General features: G+C 73.1%; 21 protein-coding genes. 6 read left to right on the top strand and 15 right to left on the bottom strand.

The window, feature by feature from the left end:
- Positions 1–110 precede the first annotated feature (110 nt).
- The 7 genes from ACFUJ1_RS02450 to ACFUJ1_RS02420 form a co-directional block, all read right to left on the bottom strand.
- Positions 111–353 carry a hypothetical protein gene (locus ACFUJ1_RS02450; RefSeq protein WP_233017724.1) on the bottom strand — a complete coding sequence of 81 codons (243 nt, stop codon included), beginning with the start codon at positions 351–353 and terminating at the stop codon, positions 111–113.
- 86 nt (positions 354–439) lie between these two features.
- Positions 440–1,606, bottom strand: coding sequence for an alpha/beta fold hydrolase (locus ACFUJ1_RS02445; RefSeq protein WP_378641624.1), 1,167 nt, complete (start codon positions 1,604–1,606; stop codon positions 440–442).
- 96 nt (positions 1,607–1,702) lie between these two features.
- A complete protein-coding gene (locus ACFUJ1_RS02440; RefSeq protein ID WP_378641622.1) occupies positions 1,703–2,164 on the bottom strand; it encodes a phage tail protein in 462 nt (153 codons plus the stop codon).
- Positions 2,165–2,261: 97 nt separating this feature from the next.
- Positions 2,262–3,023, bottom strand: coding sequence for an ABC transporter permease (locus ACFUJ1_RS02435; RefSeq protein ID WP_378641620.1), 762 nt, complete (start codon positions 3,021–3,023; stop codon positions 2,262–2,264).
- Entirely contained in the window at positions 3,023–3,802 is a 780-nt protein-coding gene (locus ACFUJ1_RS02430; protein WP_378641618.1) for an ABC transporter ATP-binding protein, read from the bottom strand. Before ACFUJ1_RS02430 ends, ACFUJ1_RS02435 begins: the two co-directional genes overlap by 1 nt.
- Positions 3,803–3,929: 127 nt before the next feature.
- Complete coding sequence (locus ACFUJ1_RS02425; protein ID WP_378641616.1) at positions 3,930–4,754, bottom strand: SDR family NAD(P)-dependent oxidoreductase; 825 nt, start codon at positions 4,752–4,754, stop codon at positions 3,930–3,932.
- Complete coding sequence (locus ACFUJ1_RS02420; protein ID WP_378641614.1) at positions 4,751–5,575, bottom strand: TauD/TfdA dioxygenase family protein; 825 nt, start codon at positions 5,573–5,575, stop codon at positions 4,751–4,753. Before ACFUJ1_RS02420 ends, ACFUJ1_RS02425 begins: the two co-directional genes overlap by 4 nt.
- Positions 5,576–5,627: 52 nt before the next feature.
- Between ACFUJ1_RS02420 and ACFUJ1_RS02415 the strand changes: the two genes are divergently transcribed.
- A complete protein-coding gene (locus ACFUJ1_RS02415) occupies positions 5,628–6,266 on the top strand; it encodes a TetR/AcrR family transcriptional regulator C-terminal domain-containing protein (protein WP_378641612.1) in 639 nt (212 codons plus the stop codon).
- Between the two features lie 52 nt (positions 6,267–6,318).
- Here ACFUJ1_RS02415 and ACFUJ1_RS02410 read toward each other — a convergent pair whose 3' ends face one another.
- Together ACFUJ1_RS02410 and ACFUJ1_RS02405 are read right to left on the bottom strand one after the other, a co-directional pair.
- Positions 6,319–6,972, bottom strand: a complete 654-nt coding sequence (locus tag ACFUJ1_RS02410; protein WP_378641610.1) for a hypothetical protein — start codon at positions 6,970–6,972, stop codon at positions 6,319–6,321.
- A 24-nt stretch (positions 6,973–6,996) separates the two neighbouring features.
- Positions 6,997–7,524 (bottom strand): cupin domain-containing protein, encoded by a 528-nt coding sequence (locus ACFUJ1_RS02405; RefSeq protein ID WP_378641608.1) that lies wholly within the window; start codon positions 7,522–7,524, stop codon positions 6,997–6,999.
- 29 nt (positions 7,525–7,553) lie between these two features.
- Between ACFUJ1_RS02405 and ACFUJ1_RS02400 the strand changes: the two genes are divergently transcribed.
- Positions 7,554–7,982 carry a MarR family winged helix-turn-helix transcriptional regulator gene (locus tag ACFUJ1_RS02400; protein WP_378641606.1) on the top strand — a complete coding sequence of 143 codons (429 nt, stop codon included), beginning with the start codon at positions 7,554–7,556 and terminating at the stop codon, positions 7,980–7,982.
- An 18-nt stretch (positions 7,983–8,000) separates the two neighbouring features.
- On the opposite strand, the gene arfB is transcribed toward ACFUJ1_RS02400, so the two are convergent.
- From arfB to ACFUJ1_RS02385, 3 genes are all read right to left on the bottom strand, one after another.
- The gene (gene arfB / locus ACFUJ1_RS02395) at positions 8,001–8,429 is read right to left on the bottom strand and encodes an alternative ribosome rescue aminoacyl-tRNA hydrolase ArfB (protein ID WP_378641604.1); all 429 of its coding nucleotides are present in this window, start codon (positions 8,427–8,429) and stop codon (positions 8,001–8,003) included.
- Between the two features lie 72 nt (positions 8,430–8,501).
- On the bottom strand, positions 8,502–9,128 hold the full coding sequence (locus ACFUJ1_RS02390) for a response regulator (RefSeq protein ID WP_378641602.1): 627 nt from the start codon (positions 9,126–9,128) through the stop codon (positions 8,502–8,504).
- On the bottom strand, positions 9,125–10,258 hold the full coding sequence (locus ACFUJ1_RS02385; protein ID WP_378641600.1) for a sensor histidine kinase: 1,134 nt from the start codon (positions 10,256–10,258) through the stop codon (positions 9,125–9,127). Before ACFUJ1_RS02385 ends, ACFUJ1_RS02390 begins: the two co-directional genes overlap by 4 nt.
- A gap of 117 nt (positions 10,259–10,375) precedes the next feature.
- On the opposite strand from ACFUJ1_RS02385, the gene ACFUJ1_RS02380 reads away from it, so the two are divergent.
- Positions 10,376–10,972 (top strand): hypothetical protein, encoded by a 597-nt coding sequence (locus ACFUJ1_RS02380; protein ID WP_378641598.1) that lies wholly within the window; start codon positions 10,376–10,378, stop codon positions 10,970–10,972.
- Between the two features lie 16 nt (positions 10,973–10,988).
- On the opposite strand, the gene ACFUJ1_RS02375 is transcribed toward ACFUJ1_RS02380, so the two are convergent.
- Positions 10,989–12,263 (bottom strand): lactonase family protein, encoded by a 1,275-nt coding sequence (locus ACFUJ1_RS02375; protein ID WP_378641596.1) that lies wholly within the window; start codon positions 12,261–12,263, stop codon positions 10,989–10,991.
- A 77-nt stretch (positions 12,264–12,340) separates the two neighbouring features.
- Between ACFUJ1_RS02375 and ACFUJ1_RS02370 the strand changes: the two genes are divergently transcribed.
- The 3 genes from ACFUJ1_RS02370 to ACFUJ1_RS02360 all read left to right on the top strand — a co-directional run bounded on the left by ACFUJ1_RS02370 (position 12,341) and on the right by ACFUJ1_RS02360 (position 15,477).
- The gene (locus ACFUJ1_RS02370) at positions 12,341–13,228 is read left to right on the top strand and encodes a LysR family transcriptional regulator (RefSeq protein WP_378641594.1); all 888 of its coding nucleotides are present in this window, start codon (positions 12,341–12,343) and stop codon (positions 13,226–13,228) included.
- An 82-nt stretch (positions 13,229–13,310) separates the two neighbouring features.
- Positions 13,311–14,375, top strand: a complete 1,065-nt coding sequence (locus ACFUJ1_RS02365) for a phosphotransferase family protein (protein ID WP_378641592.1) — start codon at positions 13,311–13,313, stop codon at positions 14,373–14,375.
- 67 nt (positions 14,376–14,442) lie between these two features.
- The gene (locus ACFUJ1_RS02360) at positions 14,443–15,477 is read left to right on the top strand and encodes a TIGR03857 family LLM class F420-dependent oxidoreductase (protein WP_378641590.1); all 1,035 of its coding nucleotides are present in this window, start codon (positions 14,443–14,445) and stop codon (positions 15,475–15,477) included.
- A gap of 16 nt (positions 15,478–15,493) precedes the next feature.
- Here the strand turns inward: ACFUJ1_RS02360 and ACFUJ1_RS02355 are convergent, their stop codons facing one another.
- Positions 15,494–16,819 carry a pyridoxal-phosphate dependent enzyme gene (locus ACFUJ1_RS02355; RefSeq protein ID WP_378641588.1) on the bottom strand — a complete coding sequence of 442 codons (1,326 nt, stop codon included), beginning with the start codon at positions 16,817–16,819 and terminating at the stop codon, positions 15,494–15,496.
- Positions 16,789–18,225, bottom strand: coding sequence for a decarboxylase (locus tag ACFUJ1_RS02350; RefSeq protein WP_378641586.1), 1,437 nt, complete (start codon positions 18,223–18,225; stop codon positions 16,789–16,791). The genes ACFUJ1_RS02355 and ACFUJ1_RS02350 overlap by 31 nt, the downstream gene beginning before the upstream one ends.
- Between the last annotated feature and the right edge of the window lie 107 nt (positions 18,226–18,332).

The following is an 18,332-nucleotide window of genomic DNA, read 5'->3' as shown; positions in this document are numbered from 1 at the left end:
GCGCTGGGCCGACTCGGCCGGGCCAGTGGGATCGTTCCCGCTGGACACAAGCGAGGGCGGCCCGGCTCGATGTGAGCCGGGCCGCCCTCGGACCGTCAGCGGGGGGTGAACTACTGGCTGGGCTGCGGGACGTCGATATCGCAGTCGGCCTTCGGGTTCGCGCCGAGGTAGTTCAGCGGGCCCGCGATGATGGTGAGCGCGATGGTGCCGGTGCTGGCGCAGTTGGTCGGCGCGCTGTCGTAGTAGTTGCGCTGTGCTCCGGCGATCACACCGATGAGCAGCCAGACCAGCACGATCACACCGATCAGGCTGGTATTGCGGGTGGCGGGGCGGCGGCGGGCGAAGGTGGGCATCTCGACTCCTGAGCTGGGGTGGACTGGTTCGGCAATGCCCGGTCCGCGCCGCGGGAAACACTGTCCCGCCGGAGTTTCCGCCGCGGTCAGTGGCCGATCCGGTCGAGCCAGGTGAGCAGCGCCGGAATCGCGAGGTAGGCGATGGTGGCGTGCGAGGCGCCGGGGAGCTGCTCGTAGGTGACGTCCATGCCGAGGCCGCGTTCGCGGGCGACGAAGGCATCGGTGTCGGCGGGGACGACCAGCTCGTCGTCGCGGCCCTGGGCGACGAGCAGCGGCGCGCGAAAGGCGATGGCGCCCGCGGAGTTCCGCGCCAGCAGGTCGCTCCACGGCGGGGTGGTGGTGGGGTCGCCGGTGGTGAAGTTCCCGACCAGCGGCTGCCCCATGGCGTGCAGCTCCTGCAGATTGCTGAGCAGGCACAGCTGGTTCATCCGCGGCACCACGTCCTGCGCGGCCGGGGTGAGGATGCCGGGCAGGCTCGCGCCGTACACCCCGGCGTAGGCGGTGAAGGCGTAGGAGCCGATGGTGACTCCGGAGATGTCGTCCAGGTGGGTACGCATGAGCGCGGTGAGGTCGGCGGCCGGGGCGGCGACCGCGACACCGTCGACGGTCAGCTCGGGGGCGTAGGTCGCGGCGTTCTCGGCGGCGAAGAGCGCGGCCTGGCCACCCTGCGAATGCCCCCAGAGCAGCACCGAGCTTCCGGCCTCGGCCTCCGGGATGGCGCGGGCGGCGCGCACCGCGTCCAGCACCGAGTGCGCCGCCGTCTTCCCGACCAGGTAGGAGTCGGGGCCGTCGGTGCCCATGCCCGCGTAGTCGGTGGCGACGACGGTGTAGCCGCGGTCGAGCAGGAAGCGCAGCCCCTCGATCCCGAGGAACGGGTCGAAGCCGCGCGAGGGGGCACAGTCCTGCGCGGCGCCGGTGGTCGGGTGGCCCCAGGCCAGCACGGTGCGCCCGGCGGCGGGGGCGGGGCCGAGCGGGGTGACGACCACGCCGGTCACCACCACCGGCGCGCCGTTCAGGTCGGTGGAGCGGTACATCACCCGCCAGGCCCGCGCGCCCACCGGCGTCCCGGTCAGCGACTCGCTCTTGACCAGCGTGCCCGGTGCACCGTCCGCGGCACCGTCGGGCTGGGTGTAGAAGGCGTTCAGCCCGGGCCGCTCGGCCTCGTCACCCCGGACCCGGAGCACCTCCGCGGTGACGAGCGCCGACACCAGCGCGACCACCGCGCAGAGCGCGACCACCGTGAGACGTCGCATGTCGGTTCTCCGCTCCGGCGGGCCCGCACCCCGCGCAGACCAGCATTCTCACACCCGCGAGCGAATCCCGAGCGAATTCGAGCAACGGCCCGCTGGTCAGTAGGAGTTCTTGATGACGAAGTAGGAGCCGCGGATCGTCCCCGCCAGCTTCGACTTCTGCCGCGCGAACTTGAACGCGCCGAGCTCGTCCGGGATCTCCATCCCGTCCGAGAGCTTGAACCCCACCGCGCGCTTCCCGCCCGCTTCCAGCGTGTACAGCACGTTGACCGCCAGCCCGTCCGCGTAGAAGACGTATGCGAACCGGATGCCCGCGACCTCGAACGCGGCGGCCTCCAGCGGCCGGGCGGCGATGGTGATCCCGCGCTCCTCGGCCAGGATCCTGGTCACGTACTCGACGGTGTCGCGCGCCTCGGCCGCCGGTTCGACGGTGAAGACGTGGTCGTACTTGTTCCGGAAGTAGCGGGCCTCGTTGGCACGCAACCCGGCGAGCGCCGCGGCGACCGGCGAGCTCTCCAGCCCCGCGGTCGAGACGGTGCCGAAATCAACGGTGTGGGCCATGGCGAACTCCTCGATCCCTCGTCGAAGTCACTGCGCACCGGACTCTAACAGGGGAGCGGCCGCCGCCCCGGGGGATCGGCGGCCGCTCCGGTGGATGTCAGGAGATCTTGCGGCGGTAGGTGCGCATGGCGAACAGGTAGGCCAGCGCGAGGATACCGAGGCACCAGGCCAGCGCGATCCAGATATCGGTGCCGACCGGCTGCTCGGCGAAGAGCGCCCGGACCGCGTCGATGATCGAGGTGACCGGCTGGTGGTCGGCGAAGGCGCGCAGCGGCCCCGGCATGGTGTCGGTGGGGACGAAGGCCGAGCTGATGAAGGGCAGGAAGATCAGCGGGTAGGAGAAGGCGCTCGCCCCGTCCGCGGTCTTGGCCGAGAGCCCCGGAATGACCGCCACCCAGGTGAGCGCCAGGGTGAACAGGGTCAGGATGCCGAGCACCGCCAGCCAGGCCAGCGGGCTCGCCCCCGACCGGAACCCCATGAGCAGCGCCACCAGCACCACCACCGTGAGCGAGATGAGGTTCGCGACCAGCGAGGTCAGCACGTGCGCCCACAGCACCGAGGAGCGCGCGATCGGCATGGACTGGAAGCGCTCGAAGATGCCGCTCTTCATGTCCAGGAAGAGCCGGAACGCGGTGTAGGCGATGCCGGAGGCGACCGTGATGAGCAGGATGCCGGGCAGCAGGTACTGCACGTAGGAATCCGACCCCGACTCGATCGCGCCGCCGAAGACGTAGACGAACAGCAGCATGAAGGCGATCGGCAGCACCGTCGTGGTGATCACGGTGTCGACGCTGCGCGCGATGTGCCGCAGCGAGCGCCCGAGCAGCAGGGCGGTGTCGGCGAAGAAATAGGTGGTCATCACTGGTCCTCGGCGGTGGTCTCGGCGCCGACGAGTGCGAAGAAGACGTCCTCGAGGCTGGGTTGTTTCTCGACGTACTCGATCTCGGCGGGCGGCAGCAGCGCCTTCAGCTCGGCGAGGGTGCCGTCGACGATGATCTCGCCGCGGTGCAGGATCGCGATCCGGTCGGCGAGCTGCTCGGCCTCCTCCAGGTACTGGGTGGTGAGCAGCACGGTGGTGCCGCCCGCGGCGAGCGCCTTGACGGCGTCCCAGACCTCGATGCGGGCCTGCGGGTCGAGCCCGGTGGTCGGCTCGTCCAGGAAGATGACCGGCGGGCTCCCGATCAGGCTCATGGCGATGTCCAGGCGGCGGCGCATGCCGCCGGAGTAGGTCGCCACCCTGCGCGCCCCGGCGTCGGTGAGCGAGAACCGGGCGAGCAGGTCGTCGGCGATCCCGGCGGCGCCCTTCAGGTGGCGCAGCTTCGCGATCAGCACCAGGTTCTCCCGGCCGGTCAGGATCTCGTCGACGGCAGCGAACTGGCCGGTGAGGCTGATGGATTCGCGCACCTCGGCGGGGTCGGCGGCGACGTCGACGCCGTTGACGCTCGCAGTGCCCGCGTCGGCGCGGAGCAGGGTGGAGAGGATCTTCACGACCGTGGTCTTGCCCGCGCCGTTCGAGCCGAGCAGGGCGAAGATGCTGCCGCGGGCGGCTTCGAAGTCCACGCCGCGCAGGACCACCAGCTCTCCGTAGGACTTGCGCAGGCCGTGTACCCGGATGGCCGGGGGGTGTTGTGTCGTCATGGGACGCTCCGCTTTCCCGAAGTGATTCTATAAGTAGATGTATACGCACATCGCCTGTGGCAACTGTACGTAGACGCATACTCATATGCAACCCCTCGGGCGGATTGCGGTCGCGGCGCCGGGCCGGTCAGCTGTTCCCGGCCACCACGCCGTCGCTGTGCCTGGCCAGCGTGGCCACGGCCTCGCTGCGGGTGCGCAGCCCCAACCTGCGGGCGAACTCGCGGAGCTGGTCGCCGACGAACCAGGTGGGGCCGTTCGGCAGATTCGCGATGGCCTCGGCGACGACCTCGGCCGCGGTCGCGGCGCCGGGCAGCGGCGCGGTGTCCGCGGGGTCGAGCGCGCCGCGGCGCACGAGGGCCCGGCGCAGCGCGGGGGTGTCGGTCGTGCCGAGCACCAGCGCGAGCACATCGACCCCGTGTGGCCGCAGCTCCGCCCAGAGCGCCTCGGTCAGCACCAGGTCGAACGCCTTGGTGGCCGCGTAGGCGGCCATGTTCGGGGCCCCGTACAGCCCCGCGACCGAGGTGAGCACCACGATCCCGCCGCGCCCGCGCTCCATCATGGGGCCGGCGAAGTGGTGGCACAGCTGCAGCGGCGTCGCGCAGTTGCGCCGCAGCAGCGCCAGCGCGGGCTCGACCGGCCCGGACAGCAGCGGCGTGTACGCCGGATCCGCTCCCGCGCAGTACAGCAGCATGCCGACCGCGAGGCCGTCGGTCGCCGCGATGACGCTCGCCACCGCGTCCGGCTCGGCGAGATCGACGGCGAGCACCCGCACCTCGACGCCGGTGTCCGCGCGGAGCTCGGCGGCGAGCTCGTCGAGCGCGGCGCGGCGGCGGGCCAGCAGCACCAGGTCGAGGCCGCGCTCGGCCATGGCGCGGGCGTAGCGGGCGCCGATCCCCTCCGAGGCGCCCGCGATCACCGCCCAGCGGCCGTAGCGCTCACGGAAGCCGCTCACGCGAACGGCTCCTCGCCCGCGAGCTTCGTCCGGTGCAGCAGCCGCCCCGACTCCGGGTCGTAGGGCCTGGCCCGGTGCATGGTGCCGGTGTTGTCCCAGATGACCAGATCGCCGACCGACCAGGTGTGCCGGTAGACGAACTGCGGACCGGTGGCCCAATCCCGCAGCCGCACGAGCAGATTCACGCTCTCCCGGAAATCGGCGTCGACGATGTGGCGCGCGGTGCAGCCGAGCACCAGCGACTTGCGCCCGGAGCGGTGCGTCCACACCAGCGGCAGCTCGCGGTCGCCGATCGCCATCATCCGGCGCAGCGTCCGGTGGTCGGGCTCGGGGTCGTAATAGAACAGGGTGTTCCAGGCCGAGTGCATGACCCGCAGCTGCTCCAGCCGCTCCTTGTCGTCCGCGGCGAGGTCGTCGTAGGCGGCGTAGGTGTTGCAGAACTCGGTCTCGCCGCCGGTGGGCGCCAGTACCTTCGACGACAGCAGCGAGGCCCGGATCGGCACGTCGTTCATGGTGCCGTCGATATGCCAGAACAGCGAACCCTTCAGGTACTCGGCCTGCCGGTTCACCGAGGAGTCGAGGGTGACGCTGTAGACCTCCTCGCCACTGCGTTCGGGGGCGAAGGTGCCGAGCGTCCCGGTGAAGGCGATGTGCTCGTCGTCGGTGAAGCCGATGCGCGGGAAGACCAGGACGCCGCGCTGTTCGAGCAGGTCGCGCAGTTCTGGGGCGTGCGCGCCGCTGAGCAGCGCGTCCTTCTCCGCGTGCACCGCGGAGGCGATGCGGGGGGTCAGCTCGGTGGTTTCCAGCAGCGCGTTCGGCATGCGGTAACTATACATCGCTGTCTAGTTATTGTGGGCGGCCTAGAGTCGGAGCGTGACGTCGAACGGAGCGCCGCGCCGCGGCGGCCGCCCCACCCGGGCCGAGGCGGCGGCCCTGCACCAGCGGCTGCGCGCCGCCGCCGTCCGGACCTTCCTCGCCAACGGCTACGACGCGACGACCATGGTCGCGATCGCGGAGGCGGCCGAGGTCGCCAAGGCCACCGTCTACGCGCGCTACCCCGACAAGCGCGCGGTCTTCCTCGACGTCATCCCGTGGGCGCTGAGCCGCGCCGTCCACCCCGAAGCCGAGCCGGCCGACGGCGACGGCGACCTGCGTGCCACCCTGCTCGCCATCGGCCGTGCCGCCATCGAGCACGCGCTCGACCCCGATATCGTCCAGCTGCACCGCATCGCCGGTGCCGAGGCGCACCGCTTTCCCGAATTCGCCGCTGCCGCGGGGTCGTTCGGCTGGGCGGGACGTCAGCAGCAGGTCATGGCGGTGCTGCGCAGGCACGCCGAGGCGGGCGCGCTCGCCATCGACGACCTCGAGCTCACCGCCGAGCACTTCATCGCGATGGTGGAGATCCTGCCCGCCCGCCTCGCCGACTTCGGCGTCTACCGCAGCCCGCGCGATCAGCAGCGGCACCTGACGCACGCGGTCGACCTGTTCCTGCGGGGTGTGCTGGCGCGGTAGGCCGGTCTCGTTCTCGGCCGTGTACCCCGCGGCGAAGCTGTCGTAGCCCCGCTCAGGGCGTGGTCGTGAACCGCACGGTGGCTTCGACGATGCCGTCCAGCAGCTGCTCGCGGACATGGGGCGGCTCCTCGGCGAGGCCGGGGGGCGGATCGTGCATGAAGGTGAAGTGGCCTGCCTCCGGCAGGACGCGCACCTCGACGTCGGCGGGCGCGGCCCGCAGGTGGAGCGCCTGCTCCGGCGGGGTGACCGTGTCCCGGCCGCCGGCGTAGACCAGCAGCGGGATGGTGAGTTCGTCGAGCGCGCCGGGAGCGGTGAACCACCCGGCGGCGGGGGTGTACAGGACCGCACGGCGGATGCGCGGTTCCCGCGGTGTTGGCAGCGGCGTGCCGCCCGGCCCCGGCGAGACCGCGCCCGCCAGGCAGAGCGTGGCCCACGCGCCGATCGAGTGCCCGATCGCCACCACCTCGGCGCCGGGATCCGCGTGCCGGGCCAGGGCGTCGACGAGCCCGAGCGGACGGGCGAGCAGCTCGGCGCCGGACGGCTCACCGGGGACGCGGAACTGCTCGAAGTGCGGGGCGATCACCCGGCAGCCCGCAGCCGACAGGCGTTCCAGCAGCGGAAGGTAGCGACGGGGATCGCCACCCGCGCCGGTGCCGAACAGGACGGCGAGGCGCGCTGATTCCGGACCGAGGGTCAGAATGTCCACGGCCGCCACGGTACGGCACTCCCGCTACGGCGCCGCGCGGCCGGGAAGCAGCCTGCGCTGGTACCCCAGCCGGACCGCGAGCCGGGCCGCCCCGCCGAGGAACACGCGTTGCAGCCACTCCGGCGGCCCCGCGAGGTAGCCGTCCTGGAGCTGCCAGAGCAGAGCGAGGGCGAGCGGGTCGCGCGGGATGCCGGAGCGGGTCGTGCGGCCCGCGCGGTCCAGTGCGCTCCACAGCCGGAACATGTCGAGATGCCGGAGCGGGGGCCGGATCTCGTGGTCGAGCTCGGTGCCTGGATCGAGGCTCTCGAAGGCGTGCACCGCGCCGGGCGGGGCGTGCACGGTGTCGCCCGGCCCGGCGACCGTCGCGGTGCCGTCGATGACGAAGCGGAGCCGGCCGCGGGTGACCGTCCAGGTTTCGGCGAGGACCGGGTGCCGGTGCGGGCCCGCCTGTCTGCCCGGGGCGGGGAGGGTGTGCCGGAGCCGCAGCACCTCAGGGAGGTCGGCGACGACCTCGACGCGGTGGCCGCTGCGGAACTCCAGTACCTCGGACATATCATCAATAGAAAGGTAACCTTCCTATTATGTCAACCTCCTCTGTGCTCCGGCTGCTCGTCGAGACCACCCGCGAGTTCGAGCGCGAACTCCTCCGTGAGCTGCGCGAACGGGTTGATCCCGAGCTGCGCCCGGCGCACTTCGCCGTCTTCCGCTACCTCGAGCCCGACGGGTCCCGGATCGGGGCGCTGGCCGAGGCGGCGGGGATGACGCCGCAGTCGATGGGCGAGCTGGTCGGCCACCTGGAGAAGGCGGGGTTGCTGCGGCGCGAGGTCGATCCCGCGGATCGGCGGGCCCGGTTGGCGGTGCCGACCGAGGCCGGGCTGGCGGCGTTGCGGATCGCCGCGGATCGGATTGCCGCGCTGGAACATCGGGTGATCGGGGCCGTCGGCGCGGACGGTATCGCCGAGCTGCGGCGGCTGCTCGCCGCGGCCGGGACCGCGGTGCGGGAGTGCTGACCGGATCGGGCCGATCGGTCAGTCGTCGGGTGCTGCCCGGCGGTTGCGTTTGGTGACGCCGCGCCGCTTCTTCGCGGAGATGCGCCGCTCGGTCGCACCGCGCGAGGGCTTGGTGGCGCGGCGCACCGGCGGCGGGGCTGCGGCGGCCGCGCGCAGCAGCGCGGCCAGCCGCTCGCGGGCGGCCGCGCGGTTCTGCAACTGCGCGCGCTGCTCGGACGCGGCGATCGTGAGCACCCCGTCGACCAGCCGGGAACCGAGCCGCTCGAGCATCCGGGTGCGCAACCGCTCCGGCACCGAGGGCGAGCCGGCGAGGTCGAAGGAGAGCTCCACCCGGCTGTCGGTGGTGTTGACGCCCTGCCCGCCGGGGCCGGACGACCGGGAGAACCGCTCGCGCAGTTCGGCCGCGGGGATGACCAGCGCCCGCGTCACCGCCAGATCCGCCGCCATCATCCGCCTCCTTTTCCGCACCGGGTCTCCCGGAAAACGGTGGCAGCCGCCCGCGGGACGCGCAAGCCCATTTCAGAGCAGTCCGCGGCGGTGCGCGTAGATGGCGGCCTGGGTGCGGTCGCGGACGCCGAGCCGGTTCAGGATGCTCGAAACGTGGTTCTTCACCGTGCCCTCGCTCAGGTACAGGCCGCGCGCGATCTCGCGGTTCGCGGCGCCCGCGGCCAGCAGCCGCAGCACCTGGGTTTCGCGCTCGGTCAGGGCGATCGGCGCGGTCGCGGGGCGCGGGCGGACCAGGGCGGCGAGCCGCTCGGCCAGGGGCGCCGAGTACTGGCCGACCCCGGCGTGCGCGAGCCGGACGGCCTGGGCGAGTTCCGGCGCGGGGAGGTCCTTGAGCAGGTAGCCCGATGCCCCGGCGGCGAGGGCGCGGACGAGGTAGTCCTCGTCGTCGAAGGTGGTGAGCATGAGCACGGTGGCGTCCGGGCCGAGCCGGGCCGCGGCCTCGATGCCGTCCGTGCCCGGCATGCGGATGTCCATGAGCACGACCTGCGGTCGGAGCCGCGCGGCGAGGTCGACGGCGGTGGCGGCGTCCGGCGCGGTGGCGAGGACGTCGATGCCGGGTTGCAGCTGGAGCAGCGCGGCGATCCCCTCGCGGACCAGGCGTTCGTCGTCGACGACGAGGACGGTGACGGGCTCGCTCATCGCCGTGGCACCTCGGCCAGCAGCCGGGTTCCGCCGGGACCGCTGGTGACGGTGAGCGCACCGCCGACGCAGGCGAGCCGCTCCCGCATTCCGCGTAGGCCGTTGCCCTCGACGGTGCCCGGCGCGAAGCCCGCGCCGTCGTCGCGGATGTCGATGGCGCCCGCGTCGAGGTCGGCTCGGATCGTCACCGTGGTAGCGGCGGCGTGGCGGCGGGCGTTGGTCAGCGCCTCCTGGGCCACGAGATACAGGGTCAGCGCGGTGGTTTCGCCCAGGGCGGCGCCGTCGGCGGAGAGCTCGAGCGTGACGGCGAAGCCCGGGTCGTGCAGTCGCGCCGCGAGTGCGCGCAGCGCGCCTGCGAGTTCGAACTCGCTGCCGTCGGCGCGCAGCGCGGCAACCGCGTGCCGCACTTCGCGCAGTGCGGCGCGGGTGGAGTCGCGGCTGTCGGCCAGCGCACGGTCGGCGGTCGCAGGCTCCAGGTCGCGGAAGGCGGCGGCCTTCTCCAGCTGGATGGCGGTCACCACCAAGTGGTGGCCGACGGTGTCATGGATATCGCGGGCCAGGCGGGTGCGCTCGGCGACGGTGGCCAGCGAGACCGCCCGGTCGGCGTACTCGCGCAGCCGTTCGTGTGCCTCGGCGAGCTCGGCAAGCAGCTCCTCGGCGCGGCGCCGCCCCGCCTCCTCCCGGCCCGCCAGCACCGCAAGCACAAGCGCGAAGACGGTCCCGACCGCGAACATCGCCACATCCGAGACCGCCTCGGCATCCGGGCGCCCGGCCACCAGCAGCGCCACCCCCGCGACCTCCGCGCCGCCGAGCCAGAAGGCGGTCCGGCGCCCGACGGTGAAGTAGGCGGTGAGCGGGAGCAGGACGAAGAGCACCCTGGCGATCCCCGCGCCGTCGAGCGCGACCAGCAGCGTGAACAGTGCCGCCCGCATCGCGAGCGCCGCCACCGCGCCCGGCCGGGTGCGCGGGAGGGCGGGCACCTCGAGTGCCGCCGCCACACCGAGCCCGGCCGCGAAGCAGGCGAACCGCGGCCAGCTGCCGCCGTCGGTCACGGTGCCCGCGAGCCCGGCCAGCAGCACCGAGAGGTACAGGAACCACGCCACCCAGCGCAGCGCGCGCGGTCGGATCATGCATCGAGCCTAGGGCCGGAATCACCGTCCGGGGCAGGTCAGCCGTGGAAATAGGCCGAAGGTCATGGGTCCCGCGGCACTTCCGCGGGTGCCGTCCGGCTGCCTAGCGTGAGCGGCATGGAGAACGAAACGGATACGACGCTGCTGCGGCTCAGCGCGGTCGCGGGCATTACCTGCGGCGCCGCGATCGCGCTGGCGGGCGCAGTGGAATCGGTGATCGGGCACAAGGTCGCGGTCACCCAGGTACTCAACGGCGCCTCGGTGCCGTTCGGGCTCGGGCTGCTGGTGGGGCTGTACCTGTGGCAGCGGGCCGCGGCCGGGCGCTTCGGCACGGTCGCCTTCGTGCTGCAGTTCCTCGGCTTCGGCTACTTCGCCGGAATCGCCTACACCCGCAATGCCGTGCTGGTCTACCTCGACGAACCGGTGCTCGACGCCCTGCTCGACGGGCCGTCGCGGCTCGCCTTCCTCGCCACCGCGCTGCTGGCGCTGACCGGGACGATCGCGTTCGGGGCGGCGCTGTGGCGGGCGGGAGCGGTGCCGAAGGCGGCCGTCGCGCTGTACGTGCTCGGGCTGTCGGCGCTGTGCCTGACGTTCCTGCTGCCGACGCCGATCGTGCGGCTCGGGCACGTGGTCGGCGGTGCGGGCATGGTGTGGCTGGCGCTCACCCTGTGGCGCGCGATCTCTTCGGTCGCCGAACCGGTTCCGGCCCGCTGACGCCCCGCAGCACCGATCACCGGACGACGACGTGATGCACCCCGTGCGGGAGCGGGATGCGCTGCACCGGCGTCAAGCCGTCGTCCCCGACTTCGTAGACCTGCAGCCCCGGCCCCGGCCGGTCGGGGCGGTACCCCTGGAAGACGGTGGCGAGGAAGTACCGCCCGCTCGGGTCGAAGGCGCCGCCCTCGGGCAGCACGCCGTCGAGCGGGTACTCGCCGACCGGGGTGAGGGTGCCGTCGTCGAGGCGGAGCAGGGAGACCGAGGCGCTGTCGTCGTGGCCGGGGACGCCCGGTGGCAGGGCGGAGCCGCGCATGTTGACGGTGGCGACGTGGCGGCCGTCCGGGCTGACGGCGAGCCCCTCGGCGGATTTCCCGGAGTCGGCGGTGCCGGTCACCGTGTGCGCGCCGGAGTCGGCGAGGCGGATGACGGTGATGGTCGACGGCCGGTCCGGGAGGCGTTCGGCCAGGGTCGGTGCGGTGAAGTTCCGGCCCCAGTTCGAGGTCAGGTAGTGGCGGCCGTCGGGGGTGAAGCGGCCGACGAAGGGGTCGGGGCCGGTGGGTACCGGCGCACCGAGCGGCCGTACGGCGGGGCCGTCGACGGCGAGGAAGGCGACCCGGTTCCGGGTGGTGATGTTCACCGCGAGCGCTCGGCCGTCGGGACGCCACTGGACGCTGGTGGCGGTGACGCCGCCGCGCGGGCCCGGGGCGGTGCCGGTGATGCCGAGCGTGGCGAGGTCGAAGCGGAGCGGGTCGCCGAAAGCGTCTCCCGCCCAGGGCAGGAGCCACAGTTCGGCGGCGGCGGAGTTGGCCACCACGGCCAGCCGGGTGCCGTCCGGGGAGACCGCGAGCGCCTCCGGCGACGGTACCCGGGCGGTGTCCAGGAGCTGCGGCGCGCCGGAGTCCGGTAGCCGCACCGCGGTGATCAGGTCACCGGCGGGTAGTTCCGCGGCGCGGGTGACTCCGGGGGCGGGCCTGCCGAGGCGTTCGGCGACGAAGGCGACCGAGCCGTCCGGGGTGAGGTCGAGCACCTCGGGTGCCGCGGTCACCGAGTTCGACACTGCCACCTCCCCGGTCGTGGTGACCCGGCCGTCGCGCAGCGTCGAGGTGTGGAGCAGGTCCCGGTTGCCGGGGGGAGCGAGGATGCCGTCGCCGTAGGTGCTGGCGAGGTGGTCGCCGTCGGCGATGGTGACGAGGCGGTCGATGGTCGGTCCGGTGGGCGGGTCGTCGGCCGCGCAGGCCGTGAGGAGGGCGGCTGCCGAGCAGGCCGCCAGGAGTCTGAATCCGGTCACTGGCCCAGTGTCGATCCACGGGTGATCGGCGATCAATCGGAAGTTCGGGCTCCGTGATAAGGAACTACGATCACCGGGTGGACCTCCGGTCGATCGAGTGCTTCCTGCGCGTGGCGGAGACCCTGCACTTCGCCAGGGCCGCCGAGGAGTTGCACCTCAGCCAGCCTGCACTGAGCCAGCGCATCCGAACCCTCGAGCGCGAGATCGGCGTGGTACTGCTGGAGCGCAATCGCCGCGGCGTCCGGCTCACCGCCGCGGGCGCCGCCTTCCTCGACCCGGCCACCGCCGCGCTGGCCAGGGGTGCGCAGGCCGCCGACGCCGCCCGCCGGGCCGCGCGCGGACTGCAGGGCAGGCTGCGGCTCGGCTTCACCGTCATCGCCTCCTACACCACGCTGCCGCACGCCGTGCAGACCTTCCGCGGCGTCTGCCCGGAGGTCGTCGTCGACCTGGTCGAGATCAACTCGCCCGCGGTGGAGGAGGCGCTCGACCGTGGCACCCTCGACCTCGGCATCCTGCACCCGCCGCTGGAGCGCCCGCACCTGCGCACCCGGGAGCTGCCCGGCGAGCCACTCGTCCTCGCCGTCCCGGCCGGGCACCGCCTCGCCGAGCAGCCCGCGATCACCTTCGCCGACCTGCGGGGCGAAGCCCTGCTCGCCGCGCCCCGCCGCATCGGCCCCACCCTGTTCGACGGGCTCGTGCGCCGGTTCCGGGAAGCGGGCGGCGAACCGCGCATCGTGCAGGAGGCGACGCCGATGACCACGCTCGCCGGGCTGGTCGCCGCCGGCGCCGGAGTAGGCTTCGTGACCAGGGGGATCGCGCGTGCCACGCGCCCCGGCGTCGTCTTCCGGCCGGTCCGGGAAGCGCCCGCGGTCCCGATGGCGGCGGCGTGGGCGCCACCGGGGCTGTCTCCGGCCGGGGCGCGGTTCCTCGAGATCCTCACCGCCGGGCCGGCCTCGGAAAGTTGAATGGACACCTGTCTGGACGACCGGCCATGCCTTCGGTAGCGTGATCGGCACCTCAATCGCGAGAGCAAGGACGCTTATCTCGATGCCGAACACGCACTCGATCCCGTCCGGTCCGCAGGACATCACCGCGCGCTGGCTCGCCGACGTGCTCGGCGTGGCCGTCGACGACGTCCGCGTCGAGCCGATCGGCACCGGCCAGACCGGCGCCACCTACCGGGTGACCCCCACCGCCCCGCCGGAGTCGAAGCTCCCGCCGACCCTGGTGGCGAAGCTGCCCGCGCTCGACCCGGCCATTCGCGAGCGCTGCGCGCTCGGCTACCGCTCCGAGTGCGCCTTCTACGACGAGGTCGCCGGCTCGGTCGCGGTCCCGCTGCCCACCGTCTACCACGGCGACATCACCGAGAGCGCCACCGATTTCGTGCTGCTGCTGGAGGATCTCGCCCCGGCGGCGCAGGGCGATCAGCTCGCCGGGTGCACCCCGGAGCAGGCCGAACCCGCGGTCACCGCGCTCGCGGGGCTGCACGGCCCCCGCTGGTGCGACCCGGCCTGGCTGACCTTCACCGGCACCGCCATGCCGAAACCGGACGCGAACCTGGCCGCCGGGCTCGCCGGGATCACCCGCACCGCGCTCGACATCACCCTGGACAAGCTCGGCGACCGGCTCGGTGCCGCGAACCGCGAAACGCTCGCGCGGGTGGCCGAGCTGACCGAGCCCTGGCTGCTCTACGCGCCGGAGCGGTTCTCGGTGCTGCACGGCGACTTCCGCGTCGACAACCTGCTGTTCCACCCGGACGATTCCCGGATCACGGTGGTCGACTGGCAGACCGTGAGCGTGGGCCTGCCCGCCCGCGACCTCGCGTACTTCCTCGGCACCAGCCTGCTCCCCCCGGTGCGCGCCGAGCGTGAGCGCGAGCTCGTCGCCCGCTACCACCGCGCTCTCGCCGAGTACGGCGTCACCGGCTACCCGGCGGAAACCTGTTGGCAGGACTACCGGATCGGGATGCTGCAGATCCCGGTGCTGACCGCGCTCGGCTTCGCCTTCTCCGCCGCCACCGACCGCGGTGACGACATGATCGTCACCATGCTCGACCGTGGCTGCCGCGCCATCCGCGAACTCGGCACCCTCGACCTGATCACCGCCGGATGAGCCCGGCGCGCAGCCCCCGCGAGGTGGTCGAGGTCGACAACCGCGGACACGAGCAAGGAGCCTGGGCGTGAACAGCACCTTCGACGAACTCGGCTACTACCTGCTGGCCGGTGCGGGCGACCCGCGCACCCTGGTGGAGGAGGCCCGCCACGGCGAGGCGCTCGGGCTGGGCACCGCCTTCATCTCCGAGCGGTGGAACGTCAAGGAGGCGTCGTCGCTGGTCGGCGCGGCCTGCGCGGTCACCGAGCGGATGCGGATCGCCACCGCCGCGACGAACCACAACACCAGGCACCCGCTGATCACCGGGGCGTGGGCGACGACCATGCACCGGCTCTCCGGCGGGCGCTTCACCCTCGGCATCGGGCGCGGCATCGCCGCCATCTACAACGCCTTCGGCGTGCCCGCGGTGACGACCGCGCAGATGGAGGATTTCGCCGGGGTCATGCGCAGGCTGTGGCAGGGCGAGGTGATCGTGAACCACACCGGCCCGATCGGCGACTACCCGGTGCTGGTGCTCGACCCCGAGTTCCGCGAGGACATCCGGCTGGCGCTGGTCGCCTTCGGCCCGCAGACCCTTGCCCTGGGCGGGCGCGCCTTCGACGACGTCGTCCTGCACACCTTCTTCACCCCGGACACCCTGCGGCGCAGCGTCCGGATCGTGAAGGAGGCCGCGGAGCAGGCCGGGCGGAACCCCGACGACGTGCGGGTGTGGTCGTGCTTCGCGACCGTCGGCGACCACCTCCCGGAGGAGCTGCGGCTGCGCAAGACCGTGGCCAGGCTCGCCACCTACCTGCAGGGCTACGGCGACCTCATGGTGCGCACCAACGACTGGGACCCCGCCGTGCTCGCCCGCTTCCGGCAGGACCCGATCGTGACCTCGGTGCCCGGCGGTATCGACCACAAGGCGACCCCGGACCAGATCGAGCACATCGCCGGGCTCATCCCCGGCGAATGGCTCGAGCCCGCCGCCACCGGCAGCCCCGCGCAGTGCGTGGCGCGGATCCGGCAGGAGTTCGAGTACGGCGCCGACCGGGTCATCCTGCACGGCGCCACGCCCGCCGAGCTCGAGCCGATCCTGGCCGAGTACGGCACCGCGTCCTAGATCGCACGGCCGCGGTTCAGCGCCGACGCTCCAGCGGCAGCCCGGCATCCCGCCAGGCGGCGATCCCGCCCGCCAGGCTGGAGGCGTCGTACCCGGCCCGGCGGGTGAGCGCGGCGAAGTGCTGCGAGACCCGCCCGACCGGGCAGACGAAGACCAGCGGGCGGGACCGGCAGAACGGCAGCTGGTCGGGGGTGAAGCCGCCGAGCAGGTCGTCGCGCAGGTTGATCGAACCGGGGATGTGCGCGACGCGGTAGGCCATGGCGCCGCGGGTGTCGACGACGGTGATGCGCCGGTCGCGGTCCAGCTCGTCCAGGTGCTCGGGGGTGAGCAGGGGGACGGCGGCGAGCTCGGCGGGGTGCGGCGGGGCCGGACGGGCGGGGTCGTCGAAGAGCTCGGGGCGGCGGGCCCGCAGGTAGGACAGGTACGGTTCGAGCCGGTCGCAGACGATGAGCACGGCAACCAGATCGGGGTCGCCGGGCCGCAATGCGGCCGCGGCGGGGCGCAGTACGTCGAGCGCCGCGGCGTAGGCGGCGCCGGAGGTCGGCCCGGCGAGCACGCCGTAGCGGTGCGCGAGCAGCAGCGTGGCGCCGACCGCGTGCTCGGCGGCGACGGCGACGATCCGGTGGTAGAAGTCCGGCTGGAAGAGCCCGACGTCCCACATCTCGGTCTCCGAGCGGATGCCGGGGATGAAGTCGTCGCGCGCCGACACCACGCCGACGGTGCGCAGCCCCGGATTGTGCTCGGCGAGCGCGGTGGCGGTGCCGCGGGTGGAGCCGGTGGTGCCGAGCCCGCCGATCACGTAGTCGACCCGGTCGATCCCGCTCCCGGCGAGGGCATCGCGGATCTCCCGGCCGGTGCCGCGGTAGTGCGCCTCGACATTGCGCTCGTTGGTGTACTGCGAGGGATGGTACCACTTCCCCGGCTCGCGGGCCATGGTCGCGGCGATGACGGCGGCGACGTCGTCGGGGGCGGTGGGGTCGGGGCACTCGGAGAGCCCGGGCAGCTCGACGATCTCGGTGCCGAGCAGCCGCAGCGTGTCGCGCACCTCGTCGACCTTGATCCGGTTGGTCACCGCGCGCAGCCCGATGCCGTGCCTGGCGCCGAGCACGCGCAGCGCCTTCGCGGTGTTGCCGCTGGAGGCCTCCAGGAAGCCGCGGCCGCGCAGCTCGGGCAGGTCGTCGCGGATCATGCCCCAGGCGGCGCGGTCCTTCACCGAGCCGAAGGGGTTGTGCGACTCCAGCTTCGCGAAGAGCTGCAGCCGCTCGATGCCGTGCACGGCGGCATCGAGCCGGAGCAGGGGGGTGTCGCCGATCAGTTCGGTGATGTCGTCGTAGGCGCGCACGGGCCCTCCTCGGCGGGGCGGTGGCCGGCGTCGGGGCCGGCGGTGAAGGTGGAGCGGTCTCGGGTGACGGCGAGTCGGCGCGGCAGCGGGTGCATGGCCGCGGTGCCCGCGGAGAGGTCGGAGTGGTAGCCGGCGGTGTTGGGGAAGACCAGCAGGTCGCCGGGGCGGGGGCGGAAGGGGAGCCGGATCGCGCGGTTGCTGATCATGTCGCGCTCCAGGCAGAGGCGGCCGGCGAGGAACACGCCGAGCGGTTCGGGGTGCTCCGGGGGCGGCTGCGCGGGGACGAGGAGGGGGTCGACCAGGGCTTCCTGGTCGGCCGGGGTCACCTGGTCACGGCTGAGGTCGAGGTTGACGAGGACCGCGCCGTCGGGCAGGTCCTTGGTGAACTCCACTGTCGCCACGGTGATTCCGGCGTGGTCGGCGACGGCCTTGCCGGGTTCGAGCCAGAGCCGCAGCAGGTTGTCGGTGAGGATCGCGGCCAGCGGGCGGTGCTGGCCGGGGATCTCGGCGTCGAGCAGGGCCGCCAGTGCGGCGGTGGCGGGCACGGTGTTGGCGTACTTGTGGAAAACCGGGATGCCGTGCACCGACCCGTCGCCGACCCGGTAGCCGAAGGTTGCCCCCGCCCAGGTCAGGGGCGGGCCGTCGCCGAGCAGGGCGGTGCGCAGGGCGCGGGTGTAGGTGTCGTAGGCGGCGGGGTCGGCGGTGAATACCTGGCGCAGCCCGCCGCCGATGTCGAGCACGTCGGGGGAGAGGCCGGCGTTCCAGGCGCTCTCCAGCAGGATCAGGCAGGTCGTCACGGCGCGCAGCCGGTCGCGGTGCTCGCCGGTGTCGAGGTGGAAGGACAGGCCGCGCAGCGCTACTCGGTCTCGGTGTGCGGCCAGGAGCGGCCAGAGCGCGTCGATCCCGTCGGCCGGGATGCCGAAGCGGCTCACGGCGGTGCCGGGAAATCCGCTGACCCGCAGCAGGACCGGGGCGGGGTGTTCGGCGAGGGCGATGATCCGGTCGAGCTCCCAGCGGTTGTCGACATTGATCGTGACGCCCGCGGCCAGCAGCCGGCGCAGGAGGCGCTCGCCCTTGGGGCCGGTTGCCTCGATGCGGGCGGGCGGGAAGCCCGCGCCGAGTGCGCTGTCCAACTCTCCGGCCGAGGCGATATCGATGTCGAGGCCGAGGTGGCCGGCCTCGCGCACGAAGGCGTGCGACCGGTTGACCTTGTGCGCGTAGCAGAGGCGGTGCTCGACGCCGCGCGCCGACAGCACGTCCCGCAGTGCCGCGGCATTGCGGGCGAAGACCTGCGGGAACACCAGGTGCAGGGGAGTGCCGTTCCGGGCGGCGACCGCGACGAGGGCGGTGTCGACGAACTCGCGGACCAGCGGGTCGAGGAGCGCGGGGACCGCGGGCGGGGTCACCGGGGTCGCCCGGTGCGGGGTGGACAGGTGGGATCAGGCGGATTCATGGCGCATTCCTCGGTTCGGCGACGCGCGGCGGTGCCGGGCGCGATCACCCGCGCCTCGGC

Origin of the sequence: Nocardia sp. NPDC057227, from assembly GCF_042669725.1 — a bacterium.
Lineage (GTDB): Bacteria > Actinomycetota > Actinomycetes > Mycobacteriales > Mycobacteriaceae > Nocardia > Nocardia asteroides_A.
Note: the sequence above shows the minus strand (reverse complement) of the source record. Positions and strands in the feature narration are given on the sequence as shown.

Bases quoted from the DNA above. Each gene is read 5' to 3' on its own strand.
- ACFUJ1_RS02440 (WP_378641622.1), bottom strand. From the start codon at position 2,164: ATGGCCCACACCGTTGATTTCGGCACCGTCTCGACCGCGGGGCTGGAG.
- ACFUJ1_RS02450 (WP_233017724.1), bottom strand. From the start codon at position 353: ATGCCCACCTTCGCCCGCCGCCGCCCCGCCACCCGCAATACCAGCCTG.
- ACFUJ1_RS02400 (WP_378641606.1), top strand. From the start codon at position 7,554: ATGTCAACCTCCTCTGTGCTCCGGCTGCTCGTCGAGACCACCCGCGAG.
- ACFUJ1_RS02380 (WP_378641598.1), top strand. From the start codon at position 10,376: ATGGAGAACGAAACGGATACGACGCTGCTGCGGCTCAGCGCGGTCGCG.
- ACFUJ1_RS02445 (WP_378641624.1), bottom strand. From the start codon at position 1,606: ATGCGACGTCTCACGGTGGTCGCGCTCTGCGCGGTGGTCGCGCTGGTG.
- ACFUJ1_RS02420 (WP_378641614.1), bottom strand. From the start codon at position 5,575: ATGCCGAACGCGCTGCTGGAAACCACCGAGCTGACCCCCCGCATCGCC.
- ACFUJ1_RS02390 (WP_378641602.1), bottom strand. From the start codon at position 9,128: ATGAGCGAGCCCGTCACCGTCCTCGTCGTCGACGACGAACGCCTGGTC.
- ACFUJ1_RS02405 (WP_378641608.1), bottom strand. From the start codon at position 7,524: ATGTCCGAGGTACTGGAGTTCCGCAGCGGCCACCGCGTCGAGGTCGTC.
- ACFUJ1_RS02385 (WP_378641600.1), bottom strand. From the start codon at position 10,258: ATGATCCGACCGCGCGCGCTGCGCTGGGTGGCGTGGTTCCTGTACCTC.
- ACFUJ1_RS02435 (WP_378641620.1), bottom strand. From the start codon at position 3,023: ATGACCACCTATTTCTTCGCCGACACCGCCCTGCTGCTCGGGCGCTCG.
- ACFUJ1_RS02365 (WP_378641592.1), top strand. From the start codon at position 13,311: ATGCCGAACACGCACTCGATCCCGTCCGGTCCGCAGGACATCACCGCG.
- arfB (WP_378641604.1), bottom strand. From the start codon at position 8,429: ATGGCGGCGGATCTGGCGGTGACGCGGGCGCTGGTCATCCCCGCGGCC.
- ACFUJ1_RS02430 (WP_378641618.1), bottom strand. From the start codon at position 3,802: ATGACGACACAACACCCCCCGGCCATCCGGGTACACGGCCTGCGCAAG.